The 26,272-nt window shown below is 63.7% G+C and carries 20 protein-coding genes and 1 pseudogene; 10 read left to right on the forward strand and 11 right to left on the reverse strand.

Annotation, left to right across the window (positions count from 1 at the left end; translation table 11 throughout):
* Window positions 1–65: 65 nt before the first annotated feature.
* Window positions 66–1,373, forward strand: coding sequence for a cytochrome P450 (locus ABEB12_RS24800; protein WP_185060801.1), 1,308 nt, complete (start codon window positions 66–68; stop codon window positions 1,371–1,373).
* Here ABEB12_RS24800 and ABEB12_RS42225 read toward each other — a convergent pair.
* The gene (locus ABEB12_RS42225) at window positions 1,360–1,995 is read right to left on the reverse strand and encodes a cytochrome P450 family protein (protein ID WP_185060800.1); all 636 of its coding nucleotides are present in this window, start codon (window positions 1,993–1,995) and stop codon (window positions 1,360–1,362) included. The genes ABEB12_RS24800 and ABEB12_RS42225 overlap by 14 nt on opposite strands.
* A gap of 800 nt (window positions 1,996–2,795) precedes the next feature.
* Between ABEB12_RS42225 and ABEB12_RS24810 the strand changes: the two genes are divergently transcribed.
* The gene (locus ABEB12_RS24810; RefSeq protein WP_185060799.1) at window positions 2,796–3,542 is read left to right on the forward strand and encodes an SDR family oxidoreductase; all 747 of its coding nucleotides are present in this window, start codon (window positions 2,796–2,798) and stop codon (window positions 3,540–3,542) included.
* A 73-nt stretch (window positions 3,543–3,615) separates the two neighbouring features.
* Here the strand turns inward: ABEB12_RS24810 and ABEB12_RS24815 are convergent, their stop codons facing one another.
* The 3 genes from ABEB12_RS24815 to ABEB12_RS42230 all read right to left on the reverse strand — a co-directional run bounded on the left by ABEB12_RS24815 (window position 3,616) and on the right by ABEB12_RS42230 (window position 5,416).
* Window positions 3,616–4,158, reverse strand: a complete 543-nt coding sequence (locus tag ABEB12_RS24815; RefSeq protein ID WP_221497690.1) for a TetR family transcriptional regulator — start codon at window positions 4,156–4,158, stop codon at window positions 3,616–3,618.
* Window positions 4,159–4,244: 86 nt separating this feature from the next.
* The gene (locus tag ABEB12_RS24820; RefSeq protein WP_185060797.1) at window positions 4,245–4,589 is read right to left on the reverse strand and encodes a hypothetical protein; all 345 of its coding nucleotides are present in this window, start codon (window positions 4,587–4,589) and stop codon (window positions 4,245–4,247) included.
* Entirely contained in the window at window positions 4,586–5,416 is an 831-nt protein-coding gene (locus ABEB12_RS42230) for a response regulator transcription factor (protein WP_425572270.1), read from the reverse strand. Before ABEB12_RS42230 ends, ABEB12_RS24820 begins: the two co-directional genes overlap by 4 nt.
* Window positions 5,417–6,268: 852 nt before the next feature.
* Between ABEB12_RS42230 and ABEB12_RS24830 the strand changes: the two genes are divergently transcribed.
* Window positions 6,269–6,976 (forward strand): alpha/beta fold hydrolase, encoded by a 708-nt coding sequence (locus ABEB12_RS24830; RefSeq protein WP_185060795.1) that lies wholly within the window; start codon window positions 6,269–6,271, stop codon window positions 6,974–6,976.
* A gap of 332 nt (window positions 6,977–7,308) precedes the next feature.
* A complete protein-coding gene (locus ABEB12_RS24835; protein ID WP_345703117.1) occupies window positions 7,309–7,629 on the forward strand; it encodes a GTP cyclohydrolase II in 321 nt (106 codons plus the stop codon).
* Between the two features lie 8 nt (window positions 7,630–7,637).
* On the opposite strand, the gene ABEB12_RS24840 is transcribed toward ABEB12_RS24835, so the two are convergent.
* Window positions 7,638–8,792 carry a serine hydrolase gene (locus ABEB12_RS24840; protein ID WP_185060793.1) on the reverse strand — a complete coding sequence of 385 codons (1,155 nt, stop codon included), beginning with the start codon at window positions 8,790–8,792 and terminating at the stop codon, window positions 7,638–7,640.
* Between the two features lie 459 nt (window positions 8,793–9,251).
* Between ABEB12_RS24840 and ABEB12_RS24845 the strand changes: the two genes are divergently transcribed.
* A complete protein-coding gene (locus ABEB12_RS24845; RefSeq protein ID WP_185060792.1) occupies window positions 9,252–10,625 on the forward strand; it encodes a BTAD domain-containing putative transcriptional regulator in 1,374 nt (457 codons plus the stop codon).
* Window positions 10,626–11,771: 1,146 nt separating this feature from the next.
* Entirely contained in the window at window positions 11,772–12,458 is a 687-nt protein-coding gene (locus ABEB12_RS24850) for a winged helix-turn-helix domain-containing protein (protein WP_185060791.1), read from the forward strand.
* On the opposite strand, the gene ABEB12_RS24855 is transcribed toward ABEB12_RS24850, so the two are convergent.
* Both ABEB12_RS24855 and ABEB12_RS24860 read right to left on the reverse strand, forming a co-directional pair.
* Complete coding sequence (locus ABEB12_RS24855; protein ID WP_185060790.1) at window positions 12,416–12,895, reverse strand: thioesterase, FlK family; 480 nt, start codon at window positions 12,893–12,895, stop codon at window positions 12,416–12,418. The two genes, ABEB12_RS24850 and ABEB12_RS24855, sit on opposite strands and share 43 nt — an antisense overlap.
* Before the next feature lie 539 nt (window positions 12,896–13,434).
* Window positions 13,435–13,971 carry a hypothetical protein gene (locus tag ABEB12_RS24860; RefSeq protein ID WP_185060789.1) on the reverse strand — a complete coding sequence of 179 codons (537 nt, stop codon included), beginning with the start codon at window positions 13,969–13,971 and terminating at the stop codon, window positions 13,435–13,437.
* A gap of 430 nt (window positions 13,972–14,401) precedes the next feature.
* On the opposite strand from ABEB12_RS24860, the gene ABEB12_RS24865 reads away from it, so the two are divergent.
* The 4 genes from ABEB12_RS24865 (at window position 14,402) to ABEB12_RS24880 (ending at window position 17,217) form a co-directional block, all read left to right on the forward strand.
* Window positions 14,402–14,830: a hypothetical protein gene (locus ABEB12_RS24865; RefSeq protein ID WP_185060788.1), complete on the forward strand. Its 429-nt coding sequence runs from the start codon at window positions 14,402–14,404 to the stop codon at window positions 14,828–14,830.
* A gap of 801 nt (window positions 14,831–15,631) precedes the next feature.
* Window positions 15,632–16,030, forward strand: coding sequence for a transposase (locus ABEB12_RS24870; RefSeq protein WP_345703118.1), 399 nt, complete (start codon window positions 15,632–15,634; stop codon window positions 16,028–16,030).
* A 357-nt stretch (window positions 16,031–16,387) separates the two neighbouring features.
* Complete coding sequence (locus tag ABEB12_RS24875; RefSeq protein ID WP_221497689.1) at window positions 16,388–17,050, forward strand: response regulator transcription factor; 663 nt, start codon at window positions 16,388–16,390, stop codon at window positions 17,048–17,050.
* A gap of 35 nt (window positions 17,051–17,085) precedes the next feature.
* Window positions 17,086–17,217, forward strand: coding sequence for a hypothetical protein (locus tag ABEB12_RS24880; RefSeq protein ID WP_345703119.1), 132 nt, complete (start codon window positions 17,086–17,088; stop codon window positions 17,215–17,217).
* A 976-nt stretch (window positions 17,218–18,193) separates the two neighbouring features.
* On the opposite strand, the gene ABEB12_RS42235 is transcribed toward ABEB12_RS24880, so the two are convergent.
* The 4 genes and pseudogenes from ABEB12_RS42235 to ABEB12_RS24895 form a co-directional block, all read right to left on the reverse strand.
* Window positions 18,194–19,003, reverse strand: coding sequence for a response regulator transcription factor (locus ABEB12_RS42235; protein WP_425572272.1), 810 nt, complete (start codon window positions 19,001–19,003; stop codon window positions 18,194–18,196).
* Between the two features lie 873 nt (window positions 19,004–19,876).
* Entirely contained in the window at window positions 19,877–20,647 is a 771-nt protein-coding gene (istB, locus tag ABEB12_RS24885) for an IS21-like element helper ATPase IstB (protein WP_185060784.1), read from the reverse strand.
* A pseudogene (istA, locus tag ABEB12_RS24890) lies at window positions 20,644–22,390 on the reverse strand (IS21 family transposase). Before istA ends, istB begins: the two are co-directional and overlap by 4 nt.
* Window positions 22,391–23,105: 715 nt before the next feature.
* Window positions 23,106–26,267 (reverse strand): BTAD domain-containing putative transcriptional regulator, encoded by a 3,162-nt coding sequence (locus ABEB12_RS24895; RefSeq protein ID WP_185060783.1) that lies wholly within the window; start codon window positions 26,265–26,267, stop codon window positions 23,106–23,108.
* Window positions 26,268–26,272: the final 5 nt, after the last annotated feature.

The following is a 26,272-nucleotide window of genomic DNA, read 5'->3' on the forward strand; positions in this document are numbered from 1 at the left end:
GAACCTGCTCAGCCAGAACCGATTCGACGATCCCGGTATCGTACGTACACCCACCAGGAGTCCGCATGACTGCTTCTACGACCTCGGGCACCGAGTTCAGTATCCCGGAGGACATCGCGCGCGCCGCGGTGTTGCCGGAGTCCTACAAGGACGAACGCAACATCACCTACCCGGCGTTCAAGTGGCTGCGCGAGAACAACCCGCTCGGCGTCGCCGAGCTGCCCGGGTTCGACCCGATCGTGCTGGTCACCCGGTTCGACGACCTGCTCAATATCGAGCGCCAGCCCGAGATCTTCGCCAACCTGCCGGCCAACCCGATCCTCAACGACCAGGCCTCCGACGCGTTCATCCGCTCCCTGACCGGCGGCTCCATCCGCAGCATCGACGTCACCCCGTTCATGGATCCGCCCGAGCACACCACCATCCGTCGCCTGATCAACCCGTGGTTCCGGCCCAGCAACGTGAAGCGGTTCGAAGAGCAGGTGCGCGCGCTGGCCCGCCGCGAGGTGGACCGGCTGTTCTCCCTCGGTGAGGAGGTCGACTTCGCCCGCGACTTCGGGCTGCTCTACCCGCTGCGGGTGATCATGACGCTGTTCGGCCTGCCGCCGGAGGACGAGCCGACCATCATGAAGCTCACCCAGGAGTTCTTCGGCACCAACGACCCCGAAGAACAGCGCGAAGAAATCCAGATGACCCCGGACGCCGCCGGGCGCGCCTGGGCCGCCGCGATCGCCAGCTTCAACGAGTACTTCCACCAGCACACCGTGGACAGGCGAGCCCGGCCGACGGAAGACCTGCTGTCCATCGTGGCCAACAGCCGCATCGACGGCGAACTGATCGGCGAGAGCTACTGCAACGGCCAGTACATCGCCATCTCCACCGCCGGCCACGACACCACCTCGGCCACCCTCAACGGCGCCATGCTCGCCTTCATCGAACACCCCGCCCAGCTCGCGCTGGTGCGGAACGACCCAGAGCTGGTCGAACAGACCGTCGAGGAGTGCATCCGCTACGTCTCCCCGGTCAAGCACTTCATGCGGTGTGCCTCCCGCGACGTCGAGGTGTCCGGGCGGCAGTTCCGCGCCGGCGACCGGTTCATGCTCAACTTCCCCTCGGCCAACCGCGACGAGTCCAAATTCGGGCCCAACTCACACGACTTCGACATCACCGTCCCCCGCGGCAAGCACGCCGGCTTCGGCTTCGGCCCCCATCAGTGCCAAGGCATGATGATCGCCCGCCTCGAGCTGCGCATCCTGTTCGAGGAGCTGCTGCCGAGAGTTCGCACGATCGAGCTGGCCGGCACCCCGAAGTACACCCAGACCAACTTCGTCGGCGGCCTGAAGAGCCTCCCCGTCCGCCTCACCCCCGCCTGACCCAGCGGTCTACGCCGAAGCCCCCAGCGCCGACAAGGAGGATCTTGCGGAGAATCATCCAGCTCCTCAGCCGCGCATTCGCTCGCTCTCCGCGGCCGCACAGCCGGGCGTGCGCGGTGTTGGCCTCCTTGTTGGCCGTGCAGAGCCGCCGCTCGCGGCCGGTGTCCGGAACCGAGACGGCGGCACCTTGCGGAACGGTCACAGAACAGCGCCAGCACGTGGGCCATCGAGTGCCGCGTGGTGTCGTTCGCCGCGCCGGCCAGCAGCGCGAAGAACACCCCGACCTCCTCGACGGTGAGCTTCTGCCCCTCGTACTCGCGGCCGCCACCCAGCTCATCAGCTCGTCCGTGGGCCGGGCCTTGCGCTCCTTAGCCATCTCCAGCGCGAGTGAGCCGAACTTCGCGTAGGCATCCGCGACCACCTGCAAGGGCGAGCCGATGTGCGCACACTCCGGGTCGCTCCAGCTGCCCAGCTGCTCGGCCAGATCCATCACGTACTGGATGCGGCGTGCAACGCGGCGCGGATGCGCACCAACGTCGCCAGTGACAGCGGCCTCTCCCGAGCGGCGTTCAGCCGCATCAGCCAGACCAGCCGAACGACACACATTGGGGAAGATCGACACCGTCCGACAGTTGATCTAGCCGACTCTTATTCAGCGGGTTCGGGCTGGTCTGAAGAGGTCGGCCACGGCCGGCGATCTCGTCGGCCAGGGCATCCGGCCAGCTTTGTTCCGTGGCTGTTCCGTGGATCGCCACAGAAGACGCCGATCGGCCCCGGACGTCCACGGAGGGCACTGGAGCCAATCGGCAGCATTTTCCCTGGTAGAGGGACTGTTCTGCCTCTAGCTGCTGGGCAGCTTGTAGCCGGCGAACTTGTCCCGGAGGGTCTTCTTGGAGAACTCGTCGACGCTGGTCTTGGGCACCTCGTCGATGAACTCGACCGCGTTCGGCAACCACGACTTGACACCCGGGGCCTCTAGAACTCGCCGTGTGCCGCAAGCGGCTCGACGCCGCCCGTGGGACTGCCTGTAGGCCGGATACAGCGGGAACCGCGGGTCAGCGGCCTGTTTCAACGTTCTGGGACGTCCCTGGGCCATCGCGCGGATTCATCATCGGTTTGGCGCTACACGCGCGACACAAGCACTTCGGCGCACCTGCGCCGGCGAGCCGTTTACTTAATGTGACGGGCGCCCCGGCAGCTCAGCGAGCCGATGGGCCGCCGCGCTCCGAAGCAACGGTCTGTGGCCACTGATCACCACACACAGCACCGCTTCGGCCTGACCGACTCGGCGGACCCGCTGGGAGATCTCGCTCCTGCAGTAGGCGGTGTCGCCTGCCTGAAAAGGCACACTCTGGTCAGGGAAACATAACTTGGACGGTAACCTTGCTGAAACGACTGTGTCAGTGAGGAGTTGGGGAGCAAATGTTCTCTCTTTCCGGCCGAACCGCCCTTGTGACCGGGTCAGTGCGCGGCCTTGGCCTGGAGATGGCGCGCAGCCTTGCCCGGGCCGGTGCGAGGGTGGTGCTGAACGGGCGCGATCCGAGCACCCTCGCCGTCGCGACCGCGGAGTTGCGGACTGAAGGTCTCGACGTGGCCGCTGCGGCCTTCGACGTCACCGACCACGCGACGGCCGCACACGCGATCACCAACCTCGACGTGGTCGACATTTTGGTGAACAACGTGGGCCACCGCGACCGCCGCAGCCTCGAGGAGCTCACCCCCACAGACCTGACCCGCATGCTCGACGTCCATCTCGTGTCCGCATACGCGCTGAGCCAGGCCGTCGCGGCGCGGCTGTCAGATCGGTCCGCCCCGGGCCGAATCATCAATGTCTCGTCGGTGATCGGCCAACTCGGACGTGCAGGCGACGCTGCTTACGCCGTGGCCAAGGCCGGGCTCGACGGTATGACCAGAGCACTTGCCGCCGACCTCGGCCCGCGTGGCATCACCGTCAACTCCATCGCGCCGGGCACGTTCGCCACCGACGTGAACGCCTCCCTGGTGGCCGATCCAGGGTGGACCACCTGGCTGGGCAGCCGCACCGCCCTCGGACGGTGGGGCCGGCCCGCAGAGATCGGCGGCGCCGTGGTGTTCCTCGCCAGCGAGGCCGCCTCCTTCATCACCGGGCAGACCCTCGCGGTCGACGGCGGGATGACGGTCACCTTCTAGTGAGAACACGGCGGACGCTCTCAGGCCGCGTGGTAATCCAACACGGTGTGACTGCAGCCGGCCGTACCCACGTTCAGAACGTGGCCTCGAGATGGCGCCGCATCGCGGCGCCGGTGCGGTCAAGTTCGCCGGTAGCCAGCAGGTCGATCAATGCGCCCCGCAGCAGCGCCAGCACCTGCGTGCGTTGCGCCCGGCCCTCATCGGTGTCGCGGACCTCGACGGGCTGCGCTTCGGCGAGCACATCCAACCAGTCGACCACGGTCGCTCGCGCGAATCCCGCCCACGCTCCGTCCGGTTCGACCAGCGAACGACCGTAGCCCTCCAGCCACAGCTCCAGCAGTGACCGGTGCTCGGGCGCGGACAGCCATTCCCACAAGCGACCCGCTAACTGAGCCAACCGGTCTCCCCCTGAGTCCGGACTCCCGGCCCGCAGGTCGGCCAGCAGCTCGAGCTCCCGCGCCCGTGCCCGCGCCAGCAGCGCACGCACCAGCCCGTCCTTGCTACCGAATAGGTACAGCAGCACTCGGGGACTCGACCCGATCTTCTTAGCCAGCGGCCGCAACGACAGCTCTCCCAGCCCATGCGCAAGCACGTAGCGGTAGGAGGCCTCGAGCAACTCCCCTCGCCTCGCGGATGGGCCGGACGACCGGCTTGTGGACGACGTTGACACCGACGCATTCTGGCACGACGGAAGCGACTAGTTCAGTAACTCGTAGCGGAATCTCCGTCGCGGCCGAACGTACGACCACTTGCCGCATCCCCATAGCGTGAGCGGCCCGACGGTGGAGGGATGCGGGTCTGGCTGAGTGGCGCTTCACACGTGATCTGGGGATATTCATGAGCGCTGGCACACATGCCGAGGGCGTTGAAATGAAGTTCAACAATCGTGCGTTCCTCGAGTTGCTCAATTTCCCGGTCGTAGCGCCGACGACGGGCCAGGATCTGTCGACGCTGTTGTTCGGTAGTGATGCGACGCCGGTCGCTGTCTGAGCGGACATCTGTCTCGCCAGATTGTGCTCCGCTGACGGAGATCACGTCATCGTTCATCCCGGTTGGTGTGTGGGATCTTGTAGACGGTACCCAACGCCGTGCACGGTTTGGATGAGCGGCGGGCCATCCTTTTCGATCTTGCGGCGGAGATTGCATATATGGACGTCGAGGACCCGGCGGTGGCCTCCGTGATCATAAGGCCACACGTGCTCGACGATCTCCGTGCGGCTCACTGTCCGGCCGGCATTGGCCAGGAGGTAGCGCAAGATCCGGCGTTCCCGAGGGGCCAGATCCAGGGCACAGCCATTCCGCCGAACCTCCAGCGATTCATCATCGACCTCGATATCGGCGAACCACAGCACGGTGTCGGGACGCTGCCCCGGGTTTGCCGTTCGGCGCAACAATGCCCGAACCTGAGTGAGGAGATCATCGAGGCAGAAGGGTTTGGCCAAATACCGGTCTCCGCCAACGGTCAGCCCCATGGTCGCGCTGGAGGCCTCGTGAGCGTCGGCAAGAAACAGGATCGGGGCGTCAGCGGCATATCGTCGTCGCAACTCACGGGCAAGCGCGGCACCATTCTTGTCAAGGCAGGACGCATCGATGATCAACAGATCAGGCCGCAACCGTTCCGCGCTGGTCAGCGCCTCTCTTGAATTCCGCGCCAACTCGGTTAGGTAACCCGCGAAATGCAGGCACGCTGGCGCGAACTGCCGGACCCTCATCTCATCCGTCACGATCAGAACCCGTGCCGCTGACGCGTCCTGGGGCACCGCTGAGCCGCTCCGCGTGTCGCTTATAGATCCTTCCCGACTTGCTGGGGCTGGATCGCGTGCACTGGACCTGGCAGTCTGAGGCGCCCGGTTCAGCTCCCGCTGAGCTCGCATTGAATCTATCCGTACATCCACTCAATATTTATCTCACGAAGCTCTTCTCTGTCACTTCACTCGGTCTTCCGCCGGCCGAGAAATGCGGCAGCAGGTGTTGGGCGGGAGTCTGTGTCCCACGGGACCGAGTCCACCGTACGGGGCGCAGAGAATCAGTTGCGATGGCGGGTGTTGGGCTGCGGGTGATAACTTCTCGGCGTGGGTCCGGCCCTATCGGGACCTGTCCGATAGAGGTCGACATCCAAGTCGTTACGCCCTCTGCTTCCGTATCACTTAGCTCACACTTCCACAGGAAGAGGAATTTGATATGTCCGAAGGCTGCCAGCCGGAGTCTGTCACAATCCTGAAGATTTGAGCAATCTGCTTGCATGAGCGGCTACTTCGCTGTGACGATCCCCGGACTGTTCCGACCCGGACTCCCCTGGCAACTCACTGCGAGGATTTCGTTGCGCATCGGATATGCGTTGGTCGGCATGAGCGTCGCGCTCTTGGCCGCTTGCGCCCCCTCTCCTCCACCATTGGGCAAAGCATTCAGCGGCAGTCACCTGTGCACCCGCGCCGAAGCCGCCGCCTCTCTCTCCGACGAGGGCGCGCCCACCGATGTGTTCACCAGGCCTGACGACCTGGCGTTCCAGTGCGCAACTTTTTCCGTGCCGCTGGATCACGGGTTGTTGGGCGGGCAACGCCAGCCGGGGCGGCTGGAGCTACCGGTCGCGGTCGCCGGCAACTCCACGGCGCCGAAAGGCGTGCTGATGTGGCTAGTGGTTGGTTCCGGCGAGCCCGGGGTCAGATTGACTGCCGAAAATCGCCAGGCAATTCGACCCAGCGGTACTGGCCCAGTACCAGCTGGTGATGTTCTCCGGACGCGGTACCGGCCCCGGCGCGCTGCGCTGCCCGGCGTTGCAACAGGCAGTGGGTGACTCGGACCTCGCGGTACCCCCGTCATCCGCAGTCACCGAATGCGCCCGATCGATCGGCGACAACCGACGGTTCTACGCCACCGCCGACACGGTGGGCGACCTGGAGCGGCTGCGCCAGGCGCTCGGCGCGAAGAAACTGACGCTGGACAGCGCTTCCTACTGCACCGTGCTCGCCGCACGCTACGCCATCGCCCACCCCGACCGAGTCAACCGACTGATCCTGGACTCCGCCGTCCCCCACGACGGTCTAGACCCACTGGAGCTAGGCGCCTACCCACGCGCCGCCGCCGTGCTTACCAAGGCCTGCGCGGACAACCACTGCGCAAGCGAACCCGTGCAGGACCTGTCGCGAGTGGTGCACAACCGACATGACGGCCCCGTACTGCTCGCCGCGCTCGCCGCGCTCACCGCCGGCAAACCGGAGCTGGGTCCGCTGCTTCCTGCCCTGCACACCGCTGCGGCCGGGGACTACACCGCGCTCGACACGGTCCTCGCCTCGGTCCACCACGATTCGGCAGCCACCGCCAAGGAACTCGGCCAAGGCCTGCACGCAGGCACCCAATGCCAGGACATGCACGCACTGTGGGGAGACGCCGCAGCCCGACGGCCGGGCGCACCGCCGCCACCGGCGTCACCGTGACCGCGCTACCCGACCGCACCTTCTACCCGTTCGACCGAGACACCGCAGCCAGCAACGGCACCCTACTCACCTGCCAACTGTGGCCGCCCACTCCGGTGGCGGCCTTCGCCCGCCACACCCCACTCCCCGGATACCGGTGCTCTTGCTGGCCGGGGACCAGGACCTGGACACCCGCTCGAGTGGACACAACACGAGGCCGCCCTTGCCCCGACCGGCCACCTGGTGATCGTCCCAGGCTCCGGGCACATCACCCAGGACCCCGCCAACGGCCCCCTCGGCAACAAGCCGCGACTACCTTCCTGACCAGCCAATAAACCCAACCATTCAGCCTCGTGGATCGCCGAAGGGGCCGGCAAGGCGCCCGGTCATCTTGGTATCCAGCGCGGTCGGCAACACGGTGCGCGTCACGCCTGCCACCAGACCGTGCCGGTCCGCTCCATGTCACGTGCCTCACCCAAGACGTGCTGAAGTCGGCGACGTGCGCCTCCCGGGCCGCACTCAACGAAGCCCTGAAGACGAGTTCAGACGAGGAATCCGGCGTGATCGCCTACCTGCCGGCCCACCGCACCCGCCGACTCGCCGACGACGAGCCGGCGGGTGAGAGGGCCACGCTGAACCGGGTGATCGCCGATCTTGGCGTGGCCACGAGGTGACGGCACTGCTAGTGGGTGGGGTCGAGGTTCTTCCTGACCAGATCCGCCAACCTCGGGGCGCTTTCCTCGACGTTGGGCGGGGTCAAGCGATTGTGGGTGAAGGCGAACCCGAGTCGCCGCCGCGGGTCGGCATAGGCTTCCGCGCCGCCGAGGCCTCCGAAACCGAACGCCGTCTCGACCCCGCCAGAAACCGGGTCGGCGTGCAGATAACCCAAAGACTTCAGCGCCGGCGCCCCGATGATCTGATCGATGTCCCGGCGCCGAATCTGGGTGGCAAACGCGACCCGCCGAGGGGGCAGCAGCGTCCGGCCGTTCAGCTGGCCGCCGTTAGCCAATGCGGCGTACAGCGTGGCGCCGGCGCGTGCGCTCATCGTCGCGTTGAACGGCAGCGCCGCGTCCATCGCCCAGCCCCGTCCGGCTGGAATGAACCGTCTCGGCACGATGGAATCGGCGGGAAGCCCACCGACAACCTTCTGGAAGGCATTCCCGCCGGGCAATCGCTTCTGGAGTGCCACGAAACCGGTTGTGTCAACGTCGGCCAAGCGGTCCCGCTGCTCGGCCGGCGGCACGATGAACATTTCGTCCTCGATGCCCAGCGGCTCGGCCAGCTCGGTGCGCACAACCTCGTCCAGGGAGCGGCCCGTGGCCCGGCGGATGGTTTCAGCGATGAGATATCCGAAGGTCAGACTGTGATAGCCGGTTTTGGTGCCCGGCTCCCACGCCAACTCGCAGTCAGCTATCAACGACAGGATCCGCGCCTCGTCGGCCAGGTCATCGGCGGTCAGACCGGGCGGGAAGTAGGGCACGCCCGCGCTGTGCTCGAGCACGTGCTCGATCGTGATCTTCTGTTTGCCGTGCGTTCCGAACTCCGGCCACAACTGCGCCAGCCGCGTGCTGTACTGCAGCACGCCCCGATCCACCAACCGGTGCACGGCGGTGGCGACGATCCCCTTGCTGACCGAGAAAACTGGGAACAACGTCTTCTCGTCGACCAGTCGACCAGTCGCCGGGTCAGCCACGCCAGCCCATGCGTGGATCACGAGTTCGTCCCCGATGTACGCGGCTACCTGAGCGCCGAGCTCGAACCCGGAATCGACCAGATCATCGAGCTCCCGCTGGATAGCTACCCGCGCCCGGTCCAGCTGAGAAGGTGAAGCCGTCACGGGCACAGTGTGGATGTTGCAGCCTCGTGCCGGCTTGCGATATTCCGCCAGCTTGTAACGAGAACCCGCCAAGCGTCGGCAATCCGCGCGACATTCATCCGAGGGCCGCCAGGTGAGCGTGCCCCATGCTGCGACGGATCGAGCCGCCGCTGGGGCGGCCACAGAGCAGTTCAGCCGAGCACGCGACGAGCACCTAGTCACCGAAGTGCCTGCCCGGCTCTCAGTCACCGCTCAGGAGGACGGACGTTTACCCAGGTTCGACCCCGTCGAAGGCCGCACCTCTGTGTCCCGTACTTGGCGATCGCCCAAGCGTGGGAGTAGCGTCAGGCAATATTGAGGATCCTATTTAGGGCTCGGTTCAAACACCGGTATCGCGGTGTGGGGCATCGTGGCCCGTCGGCTCTCGGGATCCGCGGCGTCAGATCAGCGTCGACCGGCGTCGAATCCACAAGAGACTCGATGTTTAGGGAGTTGAGCATCTTGCGATCGTCCCGGGAGGAGCTGCGCTACCGAGTGCTGGGAGAGGTGGAGGTGCATGCCGCTCATGGCCCGCTGGAACTCGGCTCACCCAAGCAGCGCTCGGTGCTCGCGGTGTTGCTGTTGGACGCCAACAAAGTGGTGTCCGATGAGCGGCTGATCAACATGGTTTGGGGAGACCGTCTACCGCGCAGCGCAAGGGGTCGGCTCCAGGTGTACGTTTCCGAGCTGCGTTCTGTGCTAGGCCGCGACGTGATCGGCCGCCACGGCCAAGGCTACCGGATCAGCGTTACACCGGGCATGCTGGATTTTCAGGTGTTTGTTGACACGGTCGGCCGCGCCCGGGACGAGTTGCGGGCTGGGGATGCGCCGGCCGCCGTCCGACTGCTGCGCGACGGGTTGCGGTTGTGGGCTGGGATTCCGCTCAGTGGGGTTAGTGGGACGTTGGCGGCCCGGCTACGCCCAGTTCTGGTAGATCGGCGCCTAGATGCTCTCGAGGAGCTCTATGAAGCGGAACTTGCGGCGGGGCACCATGCCCTGGTCGTGGACGAGTTGCGCGACGTGGTCGCCGCGCAGCCACACCGGGAGCGGCTGGCTGCTCAGCTGATGCGGGCCCTCAACCGCGGGGAAGGTCGCTCCGAAGCGCTCGTGGGGTATGGCAATGCGCGCGCTGGACTGGTGCCGGAACTGGGCACTGAGGCGGGACTGTGCTGGCGCGAGACGCAGTTGCGTGTCCTTACCGACCAGGGCGCTGAGGCGGAGGCGGTGGAGGCGTCCGGTGTGTCGCCGACGCAACAGGTCCAGGTCGTGCCAGCGGACCTGCCGCGCATCATGTCGGGGTTCACGGGACGAGCCGACGAGTTGGCGGCGCTGGATTTGTCCTTGCTCAGTGACAGTGGCATCGTGGTGATCAGTGGTGACGGAGGCACAGGGAAGACTGCCCTCGCGGTGCAATGGGGGCATCGGATGCGTGAGCGCTTCCGCGACGGACAGTTGTATCTGGACCTGCGTGGGTTCGGACCAGATAACCAGTCGATGAGTTCCGCTGAGGCGCTGGGACGCTTGTTGCGTCGGTTAGGCGTGCCGCCCACCGAGGTCCCGGATTCCATCGATGCACGAGCCGCGTTGTACCGGTCGTTGTTGGCGGGCAGGCGTGTCCTCGTGCTCTTGGACAACGCTCGGGACGCCGCGCAGGTGCACCCGCTACTGCCCGCCTCGGGGTCGGTCGTGGTGACGAGCCGCCACCGGCTCGCCGAACTCGTGGCTCGGTGGGACGCGCGGCCACTGCTGCTTAAAGGGCGGGACGGTGTTGAGGCGCGCACAGCGCTCGGTGTGGTTCTGGATCAGAGCGCCTAGCTGTGCTGCCCGACGGCACAAAGATGTCGAGCCGCACGGCGCTGAGCCCGCACGCCTTTGAGGCTGCGCGGGAAGGCGGCCCAGAACGCACTGCCGTCGCCGTTGCCCATGGCAGACCCGAACACCTCTTGCCAGCCGGTCGGCGCGCACACTGATGGCAATTACCGCCTCCGGCAAGACCACACCGCGTTGATCCGCGCCGTGCAATAGGTCGTGTCCAAGAACACGTATACGGAGCGCTGCTCGACCCGCGACCGGTCGCGAACGGCCCGACTTTCTTGATCAAGATCGGCATAGATCCGGGTGACCTCGATTTGGTGTCAACGGATCCGTTGACATTTGGAGATGGCGCTGTCCGCCCCGAGGGCTTTGACCAAATCGCCAACCTAGCGGATGGACACACCATGCAGGAACTCCTCCATCGCCACCGCGAATAGCACCTGGTCCACCAGACCGCGCCGCTCCAACAGCGACGGGAAGAACGACCCCGGTGCGCATCTTCGGGATCTGCCGTTCCAAATCCCCGGCCGTGGTGGTCTGCATCTGTGCCCGGCGCCCGGTGGCCGTTGCGCTGTGCGGCCCGTGTGTCCGTGCGTTAACGCAGCGCGGCGCCGACCATCTCGGTGAGTCCGACCTCAATCAAACGCCTGATAGATCGTTTCGACGGCCAGGCCGACACGATCACCAGCATCGGCGACCTTCAATACCTCACACTTCCGAGCAGGGCAAACTGATCCAGAGCCATCGCGTGGCACACCTCCCTACGAGATCCTCGGCCGGTCCCATAGGGAATGAGGCGACGGCGTCTTTCATGTGCTCAGCCACGCCAGCAACGCCCGGAGACTTACACGATCAGCTGGGCTCGCAACCCGACAAACGCTCCCTCGGCAGAAACTGAGCAATCGATCTCGGGAAGAAGAAACGAAGCAGCACAGAAGTCGGCAGCGCAACTTTTTGTGCCCGTATAGGTTAACCTTAACGTGGCATCTTAAAACCGTCTCCTGCGCTAGCCCTCGGTTCTGCAGCTTTCATTTGCGCCGGGCAACACTTGAGCGCAGGTCGACACGAGACTTCCGTCACAAGCGGTAGCTCAAGACATTAAACGCGCAGTGCGGTGACCGCATCCCCGGAAAGGGTGATTGACGGATGCGAGTGCTACTGATCGGCTATCTCGAGCGCGAGATCAGGACTCTGACCAACGAGCTGGCGCGTTTTCGAGTACAAGTACTGCAAACCGAAAATCGGGATCATGCGTACCTGCTACTAGAGAAAATAGATGCGATTATACTTGGCCCTTCTTCCAGTTTACCGGACAACAGACACGATTTTACCATTTGCCGAGCAATCCGAGCTCGCAGCGACGTCCCGATCGTCGCACTTGCCGTCGACGTAGAGACTGGAGAGCGCATTCTGGGGTTGCGGACCGGTGTCGACGATTACGTGTGTCGACCCTATCGAGCGGGAACATTAGTCGCGCGAATTGAGTCAATTCACCGACTACGCACTCGCCAGCTCGAACCATCTGGAGCATTGCGGATCGACGATGTCGTCGTAAACCTGCACAACAGATCCGTCACTGTAGCGGGCAACGCAATCAAGTTGAGCAGAAAGGAGTTCCAGATCCTTGAGCTGCTCGCGACAGAATGCGGCGGCGTGTGCGCCAAGGAGACACTTTACACTCAAGTTTGGGGCAACTCCAGTCCTATTAACCGCGACACCTTATACGTGCACATCGCCACATTGCGCAGCAAACTCGGGCGACCGGTGATCGAGACCGTGCGCGGCGAGGGCTATCGGTTGATTTTCCCAGCCGACACCACTAGTCCACGGTGAGATCTTTCATTCAGCTCGGAAAGCTTAGGCACTAACTTGTCACGTACGAAGCCGTCCAACTCGACTACCACAAAACCGACCGTACCAACCGCCACCAACTCGTGAGAGTCGCACGCCTGGACGGCCCATTCAGAGTATCGTCCTTTCACGTATTTGCAGCGTGCAGTCACTGACAAGGTGGCGCCGGCCAGGATCGGCGCCACATGCGATATCGCGACCTTCGTACCCAGCGAGCATTCGATATCAGCCATGTAGGCGCGCAGAGCCTCCATCGCAGGCCATTCGCATACGCCAACCAACCAACCCGAGGCCATCACTTCTGGCTTACGAGCGAACTCCTCGACGTCGGGCAGCAATCGGCGTACCATGTGCTGTTCACCGACATGAAAGACCACGGTGTGCTCGACGCCAACAGTCAACCTTGGAAACTCGGTCACCAGGAGGTCCCGTCCTCTGCCATGTGACCTTCGGCACTATGGTTCTCTGGTAATACACACCGCCATGATTCGCCAGGTATCGGCGCCAACAGGTCCCCACAGCGTGTCCAGTATTGGTCAGCCAATTCCATTGGCACATCTATTTTATCAGCGAACTCCATTTTTCACCGCCGTCCTCGTCGCTTCAACGGTCACGAGTAAGTGCTTCACACTCTACGAGCCACTCGCCTGCTCGCGCGACCCAACTTGAAGTGCATCTAAAGCAAAAGGTAAGCTGCTCGCTGGCGCCCAGTTACGTTTAGATTTCGTTACTGGTCAAGGGATGGTCAGGCGTGAGAATCGATCGAACTCATACCCGATAGGGTGACGAGGCGGATCCCACATCGACGCTGCAATGGGGACGTATCCGCCGGATCCACTCCAACCCCCTCAGAGCTGAAGATTCTCATCAGCGCTGACACCGCACGGCAGGTAGGCGCGATCGGACAATACTTATGTTCTCCGATCGCGCCTACCTGGACAGGGCCTACCTGGGTAGGTCAGCGGGTCCCGACTTGTGCCCAACGAACGTTAGCACCAACCGTGTCGTTGTAGTCCTCGGTGGGATTTCCGTTCCCGTCCAACGGGACAACCAAGAGGCCAATCCGACCCAGTTTGGTGTGTGCCGGTGCGTTGTTGGCTACTGTGAACGTATTGCCTGAGGCCACGGTTCCCCCTGTTGCTATCTTTCCTGCTTGGTCCGTCACCTTACAACTGATGAGCGCGCCGCCCTCCGCGTTGGCGCCAACGTTTCGGCAGCGGGGATCCTGCGGAATGCTGACGGCCTTAGGCAACGAGATGTTGAGCAGGACGCCCTGAGTAGCGGCGCCGCTGGTGTTGGTGATGCGGTAAGCAACTTTGCCCGTCCCGCCGGGCGCGATCCATGGATCCGCATTAAGCGAGTCGACTCTTAGCGCCGGTCTCGGATTGTCCGCGTAGGCTGTACCACTGGACAGAGCCAATCCCGCTGTCACGACTACCACCGCCGCCACGTAACCGGCCGCCCAGCCATCTTTTCGCCTGATCACTCTCTTCATAGATATCCCCTCTTTAGCTGTCAGTTGCGCCCGACATACTGCGGAAACAGCTTGTCAGGCATCTACGGACCGACACTATAGGGGGAGCTGGATTTCAACAGAACGCCGACCCACGCGAACTACCCGCGCGAAGTGAAAGCGAAGCGGGGCGGAAGTCGCGTGTAATAGAGTGGCAAGACTCCTCCCCGAAATGTGATGGCCACATCTCTCTTCTGTTGATCATCTGCATAGCGATCCAGCGGCCGCCGAGCCCGGATACGCAGCGCCGGCGGCGGAAGGTCCCCACGGCAGCTTGCAACAAGGACGCTTAAGGCCGTGCACTGCTTTTGGGTTCTGGGATTTGCTGTCTTAAATGTTGAGCCTACTCCGCATCCGGTGGGTGCGGCGCGTCGTTGGCCTTTGTGGTAGTTAGTACACAAGGGAGGCTCCGATGCACGGAAACGTTCTCAGGATTCTTATGACGTTGCTTGCGGGTGTGTTACTGGCAGCAGGCATGGCGATCGCCCATCCATCCGTGGCGTGGGCGCTGCACTGTGACAATATTGGCGAGTCGAGTGACCACATCTGCCTGTTCACCGGCCGGAGCTACGACGGCAACCTTTCCCTTATCGGGGACCTCGGTGACGGCACCTGCGCGGACCATTTGGATGAGGGCTACCAATCCTACCGCAACGGCACCGAGTTCGAAGGCTACCTGTTTGAAGGTGACGATTGCGATGGTAGGTCCTATCCCGCTACCTCCAACACGGAAAGCCCAGACATCGGATTTGTCGCGCACAGCTTCAAACAGACCCGCGTGACTGGTTTGCCCAACATCCTTGGCGGGACCGGCCCGTTGCCCATCCCTCACCAACGATGAAGATGCAAATGTGCACGCAAGAGCCCTGGCCCCCATGGCGCAACTAATTGAGCTGTGACGGGATTCATCGGCCGGTCTACCGCGAGGTACACTGAGCCTTTCAGCGCCACGATCAGGGCGGTTAGGTGACTATCTCGCTGAAATAGCGAACCGTCTAGTCCTATACGCGGGGCGGGTCGGCGAAGAAGTGACCCGCCCCGCCGTGTCCGGAGACTGTAATTTTGAACTATCCGGCATCGGCGAGGTCGAGGTTGTGACGACAAACAGGCCTGCTCGAGTTCGACGAACGGTAGGTCGCCGTTCATCTCGAGTAGCCGGTCGTGTCGAGCCAGCCGTCGTAGCACAGGACGGCGGACTCAAGTCCCCGAGGGTAGGCCACTGGCCACCGGGCTCGACCAGGCGGTTTCGAATGTTGTCCGGCGTCGATCGTACTAATGATGACTTCATCGGTACGAAAGTTTGCTCCGGTGGCCTCGGCTGCCAACGTGTCCAATGGCCTCGGTGCTATCGGCGCGGCGCGGGCACAGCGCGCCCGGAACAGGACCTGGGTGACCAGGCACCGTGCGCAGCACGCTCGCCGCCGGCGCGGCGCTCGGCGTGGTCGTCTCCAGCCCCCGAACGCGGCGGGTACGCGCGTAGCCGGAGGGCGCAAGGTTCCCGCGCTGCGCAAGCAGCGCCTGGCCACCGGCGAGCAGCTTTCCTCGGTCCGCCGCACGTTCGGCACCCCCGATCACCGAGCACGACTCCGCTCATGGGCGGAAGGATTTTCCTACCAGAGCCGCGCGGGAAAAGGGGCCAGTTGTGTTGTGTGGCTGCAAGCCGATCAACGCTGCTGGTCCTCAACGCTGTACCGAGCATCCAGGCCGCCAGCGACTGGCCCGTTTCGCCACCGGTGACCAAATGGCCTCCGCCGCGGGCCTGGCCCCCGTACTGCAGCAATCCGGCAAGGTGTGCTGCCTGCGGCGCGCCAGCACCGGCAGCAAGACGTTGAAGTTCGTCTTCTACCAGTCCGCGTTCTGCGCCATCCAGCTCGACCCGGTCAGCAAGGCCTTCTACGCACGCAAACGAGTCGAGGGCGAACGACACCACCAAGGCCTCTCGCACTCGCCAGACGCCGCATCCAACGTGCTCCACGCCCTCCTGCGCGCCCGCCAGCCCTACCAGCCCGACTACACCCGTGAGGCTGTTCCCGCCGCTTGACAAAAGCATTAGGGAGCGACCTCGGCCCGGCGCACCCAGCTAGTGATCTTTGGTAGCGCCACCTAACCCGATGGGAAGCTGTGTGCGCGATCCTTGGTGGCATTGAGGCTAGCCGGCGAACTCAAAGTAAGGAGGCAGTGGACGCCTGTCAGGTTCGATCAGCAGCCGTGCCACCGTCGACCTTGCCACCTGGCACCTACTGGGCGACGTTTCGAGGGTGAGGATGCATTGCCCGGCTCACGTGGACTTTGAGGCAACCCTAAAATGAGCAGGTTCGTGTTAGTGCGAGACGAAACGAGTACGCCAGACCCACGGGCTGTGCCTGCGGCTACCAAAACTGAGGCGAAGCCGGCGCGGGTGCTGGTCGTAGGTGAGGATTCCAGTGTCGTAGAGCTGCTGTGCACCACGCTGCGATTCGTCGACTATCAAGTGCGAACGGCCTCCTCTGGCGCCGACGCAGTCGCAGTCGCCGACCGATGGAAACCCAATCTTGTGATACGAGACGGGTTCGAGATCACACAATTTCATCATGGGAAGCGCCACAGTGTACCGGCAATTTTCTTGACTCCTGGCAAGGAGCTGCAAAGCGCCGTACTCGGCGTCACCGTCGGGGGCGGCGATTATCTGACCAAGCCGTTCAGCCCGGAAGGACTACTCGCACGAGTTCGCACCATGCTTCGGCGCGCCAACTCCTCGGCGTCAAAACGCTCGAACGACGGCATACTGAGTTTCGCCGACCTCGAGATGAACGAAGATACCCATGAGGTGCGCCGTGCCGGCCAGTTGATCCAGCTTTCCCCGCGGGAGTTCGCGCTGTTACGCTACTTGATTCGCAACCCCGACACAGTGTTGACTAGGACGCAAATTTTGGATCACGTGTGGCCTTATGGCTACGACGGTGACCCAAAGGTCGTGGAAACCTACATGTACAGGATACGACGCAAGGTGAACCGGACAGAGCCACCTCTGATCGAAACATTGCGAGGCAACGGCTACATCCTCCGAGTCCCCGCCACATGAGGCGACCCCTCGCTCATGCGCCAGGCACCTGAGCCATGGCCGAACTGATTGACAAGAAATTCTTCAAGCTTGGTAAAATGAGCAAGCTCGCCCGCTTGACACAAAATGTTCAAAGAGGCAGGGACCACGTCGACGCGACGAGCCTCGACGCCGATCAGAACATCTGAGCCGCACGAGCTTCTTCGAAAATGCAGCATCTGCTGCGGCAGTCGCGAATTTGTCAGCCCTCATGAAAATCCCCAGGTCTGAGGGGTCACACGCAAAATCACCAGTCTGTAATCACCGGTCTCCATCTCGCAGACCCTCTTTGATGCCGGTCGGCTGCTGCCGCAGGCAGTCTGCGCCCAGCGGAAAGTCGATTCTCGGCACGCTTTGGAGAGCGGGGCGGGCGTGATGGTGTCAGCCCGGCTCAGGTGATGTGGAAGCGGCCCAGGCGTTGCGGTGGTAACGAGTGTGCATGGAGTGCGGCCGGTTAGTGGGAACCACCAGGATCCCGTCCGCAACGGCTGGCGCCTGAGCGAATCCGCCTGTGTTGTGTCCTCCAGTCACGAGGAGCCTGCCGATTCTCGCGATCTTAATGACTGTTTCAAGGTTAGCTCAACGTTGGCAGGGTTAGCAAGACACCGAGCATGCCCTGGGTGTGGCCATGAGACGCAGTGCCGCGCAACATCTCGTTGCCGTACGCACCATAATCCCGGGTCGCCGGTCGACCTTATCGAATGCGATCGTAGCCCATCAAACGATGGGTCTACATGCGCGTCGCGGGCCATACTGTTCGACGAATGTGCCAAGCTCGATATGCGGCCCAAACGGACAGAGCGCACGAAGACTGTCGGTGCTGGAGAGACTACCGAGCTACGGCGTGTGAAGCCTCAACGCTGCGACGCCCAAGAAGAGAAGGGAGCCCAGAGGGCGAATCCATCGACGGTTCACCGTGTACGTAGGAATCTATCGTCGCTTCACAGTCGTCCAGCCCGAGAGCAATCTCCAACTGCGCGTAGTCCGCTGCGCGACGGCCATTTATTCGGAACGGGCCGACCCGTGTGAAATCCAAAGTGTAACAAAGTAGATGAATAATTCGGTTGTGTCGCAAAATGGGTGAAGATCGTTCGTCAAGGGAGTCATCTTGGTCCTCACTAGTAACTACCCATCGGACGTTATCCCTAGGCGGTAGCCGACGCCACGGACCGTATGTAAGAGATTCGGACGATTAAGCTTGGCGCGTAGCTTCGCCATGTGTGTGTTCAAGTTGTTGGAAATAGCTGGACTGGTTCTACCCCAAACATCGTGCATAATTTTTTCTCGGCTGACTAGCGCGCCGGATCCGCGGACGAGCAGGGACAGCACTTCGAACTCCCTAGGCGTCATTCGGACGAGCTTGCCTTCAACTGTAACCCGGCGCGCGCGAAAATCGAGCTCGATGTCATCGACGCACACGATTTCGTCAGCGAGTCTGTACGTGCCCGCCCGGCGACTGATCGCCCTCATGCGGGCGAGGAGTTCGCCCGGCCGGAGGGGTTCGGCCATATAGGTGTCTGCCCCAATCCGCAGAGCTTCGACAACAGAATCGTCGTCCGTTGGGGCCGAGTAAACCAGGATTGGCACAAAACTTGCCAATCGCAATTCGGCGAGTACACATAGGCCAGTCTCGTCGGGCAAGTCTAGGTTAAGCAGAACGATATTGGGCTTCTCGAGTTCAGCGAGAGCGATTTGCGACGTACTACACCGAGTCGTTGAGTAGCCGACTGAAGTAAGCGTCGCCATAATAACCTGAGCGGTTGCCTCGTTATGTTCAACCAGGAGGACGTGCATTTCTTCGGGGTTAGGTCGGGTAGCTTGCTGAACCGTATTGCGGGCAACCGCGGTCGTGTGCGCTACCTCTGGTAGGACTACATGAGGTAAGGTTGCGCACGTCGAGGCGCACATCATGTGCTTCCCCTCCTTGAGTGACATCTACCGGCCATCCCGCGTGGACGTACATGCCTTTAGAAATTCGCGCTGGCAATTTGCGCGCGACACGCTGGCCGTCCGGCGACACTTCCGTGTCCGAGATAGCTTGCGTGGCCGCTGCGGTCGTCCACGTTGATGGAACTCTCGGACTCGGTCGGGTTGCTGTGGTGGCTTGACGCGGCACAGCTACCGGGTGGCCGCAATCGCACAGGTGCGCATGTTGCTGTGGCGAGCGCCTCGAACATGCTGTGTTGGCGCGACTCACCCCGCCGCCGTACGAGGCCAGTGTGGCTTTACCAGACAAAGACGCCGGATGGACTGTAACGACTGCACCAGAGGGGCCCGGCGTCGAGCGGCTGCTCCTACCAGGGCAGGAAATAAGGCTATTGGCCAGTGCTACCGCACACTTGGCCAAGTACCGCCGCCATCTCGAACTTAGAACTGAAGCCACGATCAGTACCGTCAGTGGATCACATCGAATTTGATCAACGGCCCTTACCCCCTCAATGCGCACGCGTTTGCGGATACACGTAATTAGGCACCCCCATCTCGCTCGATCGCCTAGCAATGCAACCGCTTGGATGCCCAACCTGCCGACGAGGTTCCGTAGATAGGGCTAATATGGCGAAATGAAATCAGATCGCGCTTCCGAACAGGTTCGTTGTGACTTCGATCTGAATTTCGAAAGTGCGGGGCCCGGTGAGTCCTGCATCTAGATCAGGCCATCGTCGCGACCATTCCGGCCTTCGCTCGCAGACGCTCAGCGGTATCGCCCCTTTCGGCTTCATTGGCTGGATCAAGGCGAGTGTGGGCGCTCACGTAATTCCCCTGGCCTGCGCTCACGGAATTCCGCAGGTGGTGGGTCCTGGTGATGTTCTACTTGGTGTTCTCCTTCCCGTCTCCTGTGACACTCCGGGGGCGCTTGTTTGGTCGGTAGCTGGGGCCGTTCATGAAGACTTGGTGGCTGGTGTTGATCAGTCTGTCGAGGAGTGACTCGGCGACCACGGGGTTGGGGAACAGCGGGTACCAGTCGACGGGTGACCGGTTGCTGGTCAGGATCAGCGACCGGCCGGCTCGTTCGCTGATCAGTTCGTAGAGGTCGTCGGCTTGGCGTGCGGTCAGCTCGCGCATGCCGAAGTCGTCCAGGATCAGCACTGCGGGTTTGGCGAGTTCGCGGAGCCGTCGGCCCCAGGTGCCGTCGGCGTGGCCGCCGGCGAGCTCGGCGAGGATTCTGCTGGTCTTGGCGAAGCGCACGGTGGCGCCGTGTCGGATGGCCAGCCCGCCGAGGGCTTGAGCGACGTGGCTCTTGCCGACCCCGACCGGGCCGTAGAGCACGACTGACTCGCCGGCGTGCAGCCAGCGCAGCGCGGCCAGGTCACGGATCTGGGCGGCCGGGAGTTTCGGGCTGGCGTGGAAGTCGAACTCCTCCAGGGTGGCTTGTTGTTCGAACCGAGCGCGCCGCAGCCGCTGGGCCACGGCTTGGCTCTCGCGGCGGCCGATCTCGTCGTGGCAGAGGACCTGCAGGAAGTCCAGGTGGCCGAGTTCCCCGGCGCGGGCCTGGGCCAGTCGGGCGTCGAGGGTCTGCAGCATTCCGGACAGCTTCAGGGTGCGTAGCGCGTCGCGTAGCGCGGTGTCGACGACGGTCACGAAGCTTCCTCGCTGTCGGTGGGCTCGATGTTCTGGGTGGGCTGGCCGGTGGTGGTGTCGCGCATGTCGAGCGCGAGTTGGTCGGGTTGGTTGGGCTCGCGCTGGCCCTGGTCTTGGGGAGCGTCCGGCTCGTGCTGGCCGGGTGTGGGGTGAGCGCCGCTCGTCGTGGCGGTGGCCGGCGCGGGCGATGCGCTCGTTCTGGGCATGGCCACGACGTTGCTGAACAGCCGCGAAGGACCGTGCAGGTGTGCCGCGGCCCCACCATCGCCGGTCGGCTCGGGCGCGGGCAGGGCTTCGGCGCCGGCGGCCAGGATGCCCTTGATGGTGCGGTAGCTGGGGTCACCGACCTCGATCGCCAGGGCGCATGCCCGCTCGAGCCGCTGGGCGCCGTGCTTGCCGGCAAGGCCGAGCACGCCTTGGGCGGCGCGCAGGCGAAACAGCGCGTTCACCGCCAACAGCTCGGCGATCACCTCGACACACCCCGGCCCGATCTCGGTGGCGCGGGTGCGACACCAGGTCGGGGTGCGCATCTTGAACGCGATCTTCTCCGGCGGGTAGTGGGAGAAGTCGGTCTGCTTGCCGGCGCTCTTGCGCACGTGGGTGGCGATCAGCTGCCCGGCATCGAAGATCTGCACCACCGACCCGGTCTCGCGGGCATCTACCCGGCGGCCCATGTGCTGCCAGGGGGTCGAGTACAGCGTCTTGCCGACCTTGACATGGATGTCCGGGCCGATCTTGCCGGTCGACCAGGTCGCCAGCACGAAGGGCGTGCGCGGCAACGGCCGCAGCTCCCGCGCTTCGACGGCCTGGAACACCGCCATCGGCGCCGCGCCCCCGCAGCGGGCGGCAGTGCCGTTGCCCGGCCACGTCTCGACACCACGCCAGGGCCTGCTGCTGCATCTGCGCCAGCGAGCCGAACTCGCGGCCTCGCCAGAACGAGTCCCGCACATACGGCATCGGCCGTTCCACACGCGGCTTGTCCTTGGGTTTCGCTGCCCGGGCTGGGTCGATCAGGGTGTCGTAGTGCTCGGCCAACTCGGCATAGGAGCGGTTGAGCTTCGGGTCATACAGGTCCGGCTTGTCCACGCCGGTCTTGAGGTTGTCCGGCACCAGCCGGGCCGGCACACCGGCGAAGAAGGCGAAGGCTTCGACATGGGCCTCGGTCCAGGCGCGCTGGTCCATCCGCAGCACCGGTCGCACGAACATCAGCCGCGAGCACACCAGCACCATCACAAACGCCCACACCCGATGCTTCTTGCCGCTGCGAGGGTCGAGCCAGGAGCCCAGATGCCCGTAGTCGATCTGCGCTTCCGCGCCCGGGTCGGCGTCCTCGCCCAGCACGGTGACCCGGTCCCGGCGCACCTCTTCGGGCAGGTTGGCCAGCACCCACCGCTTCAACGACGCCAGACTCGCCTCGAGTCCCTGCTCGTCACGCAACCGCTGGTGGATCGTGGCCTGGGTGACGCCGAGCTTGAGCATGTCGGCGATGTAGTCGCGGTGCCGCTCGATCTCCGGCCAGGTGATCTGCCGCAACCGGGTGTCGGCCAGCGCCGGGAACCACCCGGACACCAACTCGTTCCACTCCGCGGTGCTCTTCGCCGGGCCACCCGGCTCGATGCCCGCCCCGATCGCGGGGGCCAGGTACTTCCTGATCGTCTTGCGATCCACACCCAGACTGGTCGCGATCTCGCTCTGCGAGCGACCCGCATACCAGTGGATGAAGATCTCGGTCACATCCGTCACGTCGAACGTTCTCCTCGCCAAACTCACTCCCCGGCCCACCGATCAGGACCGGAGCAGGTTTCCGGTTGCGAGGACCCACACCGACGCCAACACGCTGGGGAAATACGTGAGCGCCGACCTGGGGAATTACGTGAGCGACAACCCCTCAGACCTGGGGATTTTCATGAGCGCTGACAGCGAGTCCAAGGCACGGTTTGAGACCCGCTTCTCTCGTCTCCGCTCAGCGGTCCGGGTCCGGTCCCGTCCGGACGCCCACAGTCAGCTGCAGCATGCCCGACCAGCTCTTCGCGGCTTGTTAACAAACCGATCGAGCGTTGGTTGGTTGCCGGGCCCACTAAATCGAGCGGGTCCTCCTCACTCTCTCAGGTGCACAACGCAGGTTGCCGTCGATTCGACCGGCGTCGAGCCTCTAGGAGTACGAGCGAGACCCGTGTGGGAGCCCAGGCTCCCCAGGGCGGCAAATCGGTTTTGAAGATTGTTTACCTGGAGCGCGTTGGAAACCGCTTAACGCGGGGACAACGGAGCACTTCAGACACAGGAAAGACCGCGCCGGCCCCGAGCGGTCAGTCGACGAATGCCCCCTGCAGCCTGGATCCCACCGGGGCAGTCCGCACCCGATCGAGGGTGCGTTGGAGGCCCGTGGTCAACACGTTCGTCACGAGAGGGATGCCGGACTGCCTCTGTCACCGTTGAGTGGGCCTTCGGAGAGGCTGCCTCATCGCCCGTTGAGTAAATAGTGTATGCGGCGTTGTTCATTGAGATCACCAGATTCTTGGCTCAGCGCCAACGCCTGGTGCCCGGCTTCGATGGCGAGATCGGACTTTTCCCAATCGACGTACGCCTCGGTCAAGGCTCGTAATACCAGCAGTTCAGCCGATCGATAACCGTCCCTGCGGGCCAGGGTGAGTGCCCGATGTGCACGAGCAACCGCCTCTTCGTGCTTACCGCGACGGCTTTCAATTCGGGTCCTGACGTAGCCGGCGAGGGCGAGGTGCCAGGTGTAGCGGCTTTGGCCGAGCAGACTCTCTACTCGGCGGACGTGTTGCTCGGCGGGGCCATACCGCGTCATGTCAACCTCAGTATCGGCCAGTACGAGAAGCAAGGTCGCCTCGAGTAGTTTCGTGCTGGTCTTCCCGGCGAGCTCTAGCCCATGGGTCGCCTCGAGATGCGCACGCTCGTAGTCTCCGAGTTCCCAGTGCAATCGGGCGAGCCAGGATTGTGACAGGGCGCGCCCCTCGCTCGACTCGATGTTTTGGAACATGTCGCGGGCACGGGACAGGTCATTTTTGGCTTCAGGCAGTCGGCCGAGGGACAGTCGTGCCGATCCGAGATGTACCAGGTCGGCGGCCAATGAGAGAGGTGACTGATAACGAGCGCTCAGGGCCTGGGCCTCGAGGTAGCGGTGTTCGGCAAGGATCGGTTGGCCGAGGAGGTGGTGCTGGCCACCGAGTATGCGTAGCGTGATGCCCTCGCCATCGGTGTATCCGATCTCGCGGAAGAGCGCGAGAGCTCTTTCACTGTAGCCAATCGCTTCGTTCGGACGGCCAGTCCATGCCATTAGCCAGCCGAGAGAATTGAGCGTGACCGCCTCGCATTCACGCCATCCGCACGCATTGGCGACCCTGATCGCTTCGTTCATGTGATGGAGAGCTTGTGGGGTTCGTGAGTCGCGCCATTCTTCCCACAGTCCTGTTCGAAAGCTCAAATAGCCGATGTCGTAGTGAAGGAGAGCCTGGACATCAAGCTCATTATGTTGACACGCGGCGTCGAGTATGGCCGGAGCGATTCTCCGAAGCTCAGTTCGATACCCATGACGGTGCATACAGGTCCGGAGCCGGCCGGTGAGCAGCCACGCGGCCGGATAGGGCCCTCGTGCGGCCGCGTGTGGCGCGGCCGCCGAAAGATTCGGGACCTCATCGAGTAACGCCGCTGTGGAGAACGTGTCCGCCGTCCCCGTGGTGAGGGTCGAGCCAGGCGAGTGTCTGGGAAGCCGCAACACGCTGTTTGGTTCGCGCTCGCCGGCGGCGGTGGCGAGGGCAAGATAGTGCTCTATCAGCCTGTCCCAGGCGACTGTCCGGTCGGGAACGGTACGAGCTTGGTTGCTGGCATAGAGACGGGCCAGGTCGTGGAGGCCGTAGCGATCCGCCGCGTGCTGTTCGATCACGTGCGCGGCGGTCAATGCGATCAAGTGGCGCGCCGCGTCTCGGATCGGGACAGCGGCGAGCGCCGCCGCTGTCGACGTGTCGAAATTGGGTCCCGGTATGAGTCCGAGCAACCAGAACAATCGCCGCGCAGCGGGGGGTAGCGTTCGGCAGGTCGCATCGAACGCCCTGGTGACGGCGCTCGGCTCGGTGTCGTTGAGGGCCAGCGCGGTCAGCCGGTCCGCCTGGGTCAGCTCGGCGACCACATCCGCGATTGACGCCCGGGTGTGAGTGGTGATCTGCGCGGCAACGATGCGGAGTGCCAATGGCAAGCCTCCGCACAGTCGGATCAACTCGGTCGTGGGGTCTGCTTCGGCCGCGATCCGGTCAGGCCCGAGCGCCGCCGCGAGTAGCGCTTGAGCTTCCTCATCGGTCAACATGGCGAGGGGCAGGGCAGCCGCTCCTGCCCGGGCCATCAGGTCGGTGAGCCGGTGCCGGCTGGTTACCAGTAGTGATCCGGTGGGAGGCAGTAGCGGCAGCACCTGGCCGGCGTCGCGGACGTTGTCCAGCAGCACAAGCACTTGGCGATCCGCCAGCACCGAGCGATACAGGGTGGCGAGCTCGTCGACACTTGTTGGAAGCCGAGATGCCATACCCAATGAGCGCAGCAACTGGCTCAACGCCGCCGCGGCGTCGGTTGGCTCCTCTTCCGGCTCATAACCGCGCATATTCAGATAGAGCTGTCCATCCGGGAAGCGGTCCCGCACGCGGTGTGCCCAGTGCACCGCGAGCGCGGTCTTGCCAACGCCAGCAGCACCCGAAATCACGCATACGCCCCCCTCGGGAGAGGCGAGTAGAGCATCCAGCGCCGCAAGCGGCGCTTCCCTCCCCGCGAAACCGTGCAGGTCACGGGGCAGTTCCGCGGGGGCAACCCACCCGGTGCCGGTACCGCTCGCGGGGTTTCGGGCATTTGGAGCGTCCACCTGGTTGTTGAGGACGCGCAGTCGCATCTCCCGCAAGCCCCTGCCTGGCTCGATACCGAGCTCGTCAACGAGTCTGTCGCTGGTCTCGGCATACACACCCAGGGCCTCGGAGCGGCGCCCGGATCGGGCCAGGGCCAACATCAACTGGGTTGTCAGTCGCTCCCGGAACGGATGACTGGCCACTGCCTCACGTAGCTCGTCGACCGCCTCAGCGTGGCGGCCGGTGGCGAGGTTCGCCTCGAAAAACTCCTCCAAGGCGCTGAGTCGCTGATCCTCCAAACGCATGCGTTGCTCGGGTAGGGCATCGCTCACACCACCGAGAGGTGGGCCACTCCACAACGCGAGCGCTGACCGTAGTCGCCGGACTGCTATCTCCCCTCGCCCAGCAGCTAGCTCGGCGCGCGCTTCGGCGACGGCCTCGGAGAACACCTGAACGTCCAGCTCTCCTGGCCCGACGCTCATCAGGTAACCTTCGCCGACGCGGGCGACGGCCTTTTGCCCGAGCGCCGAACGCAGCTCGGTGATAATCACGTGAAGCCGACCACTCACGCTACGCGAAGGCTGCTGGCCCCACACCCACTCACACAGTTGGTCCTCCGGAACTACCTGGTTCGTGTGCAGCAAGAGAACGGCCAATACAGCTAACTGTTTCGGGGCGTTAATCGGCAGTCTTCGCCCTGTTGCCGTGGACGCGGTTACCGGGCCAAGAAGGCGAAAACGTATCCCGCTCAGCTTGTCCTCATCGAAGCTCATGCCGA

This window comes from Actinospineispora eucalypti (genome assembly GCF_039543365.1).
GTDB lineage: Bacteria > Actinomycetota > Actinomycetes > Mycobacteriales > Pseudonocardiaceae > Pseudonocardia > Pseudonocardia eucalypti.

Bases quoted from the DNA above. Each gene is read 5' to 3' on its own strand.
- ABEB12_RS24850 (WP_185060791.1), top strand. From the start codon at position 11,772: ATGCGAGTGCTACTGATCGGCTATCTCGAGCGCGAGATCAGGACTCTG.
- ABEB12_RS24895 (WP_185060783.1), bottom strand. From the start codon at position 26,267: ATGAGCTTCGATGAGGACAAGCTGAGCGGGATACGTTTTCGCCTTCTT.
- ABEB12_RS24800 (WP_185060801.1), top strand. From the start codon at position 66: ATGACTGCTTCTACGACCTCGGGCACCGAGTTCAGTATCCCGGAGGAC.
- ABEB12_RS24820 (WP_185060797.1), bottom strand. From the start codon at position 4,589: ATGAACGATGACGTGATCTCCGTCAGCGGAGCACAATCTGGCGAGACA.
- ABEB12_RS42235 (WP_425572272.1), bottom strand. From the start codon at position 19,003: ATGTCACTCAAGGAGGGGAAGCACATGATGTGCGCCTCGACGTGCGCA.
- ABEB12_RS42230 (WP_425572270.1), bottom strand. From the start codon at position 5,416: ATGCGAGCTCAGCGGGAGCTGAACCGGGCGCCTCAGACTGCCAGGTCC.
- ABEB12_RS24845 (WP_185060792.1), top strand. From the start codon at position 9,252: ATGTTTAGGGAGTTGAGCATCTTGCGATCGTCCCGGGAGGAGCTGCGC.
- ABEB12_RS24810 (WP_185060799.1), top strand. From the start codon at position 2,796: ATGTTCTCTCTTTCCGGCCGAACCGCCCTTGTGACCGGGTCAGTGCGC.
- ABEB12_RS24830 (WP_185060795.1), top strand. From the start codon at position 6,269: ATGTTCTCCGGACGCGGTACCGGCCCCGGCGCGCTGCGCTGCCCGGCG.
- ABEB12_RS24860 (WP_185060789.1), bottom strand. From the start codon at position 13,971: ATGAAGAGAGTGATCAGGCGAAAAGATGGCTGGGCGGCCGGTTACGTG.
- ABEB12_RS24865 (WP_185060788.1), top strand. From the start codon at position 14,402: ATGCACGGAAACGTTCTCAGGATTCTTATGACGTTGCTTGCGGGTGTG.
- ABEB12_RS24880 (WP_345703119.1), top strand. From the start codon at position 17,086: ATGGCCGAACTGATTGACAAGAAATTCTTCAAGCTTGGTAAAATGAGC.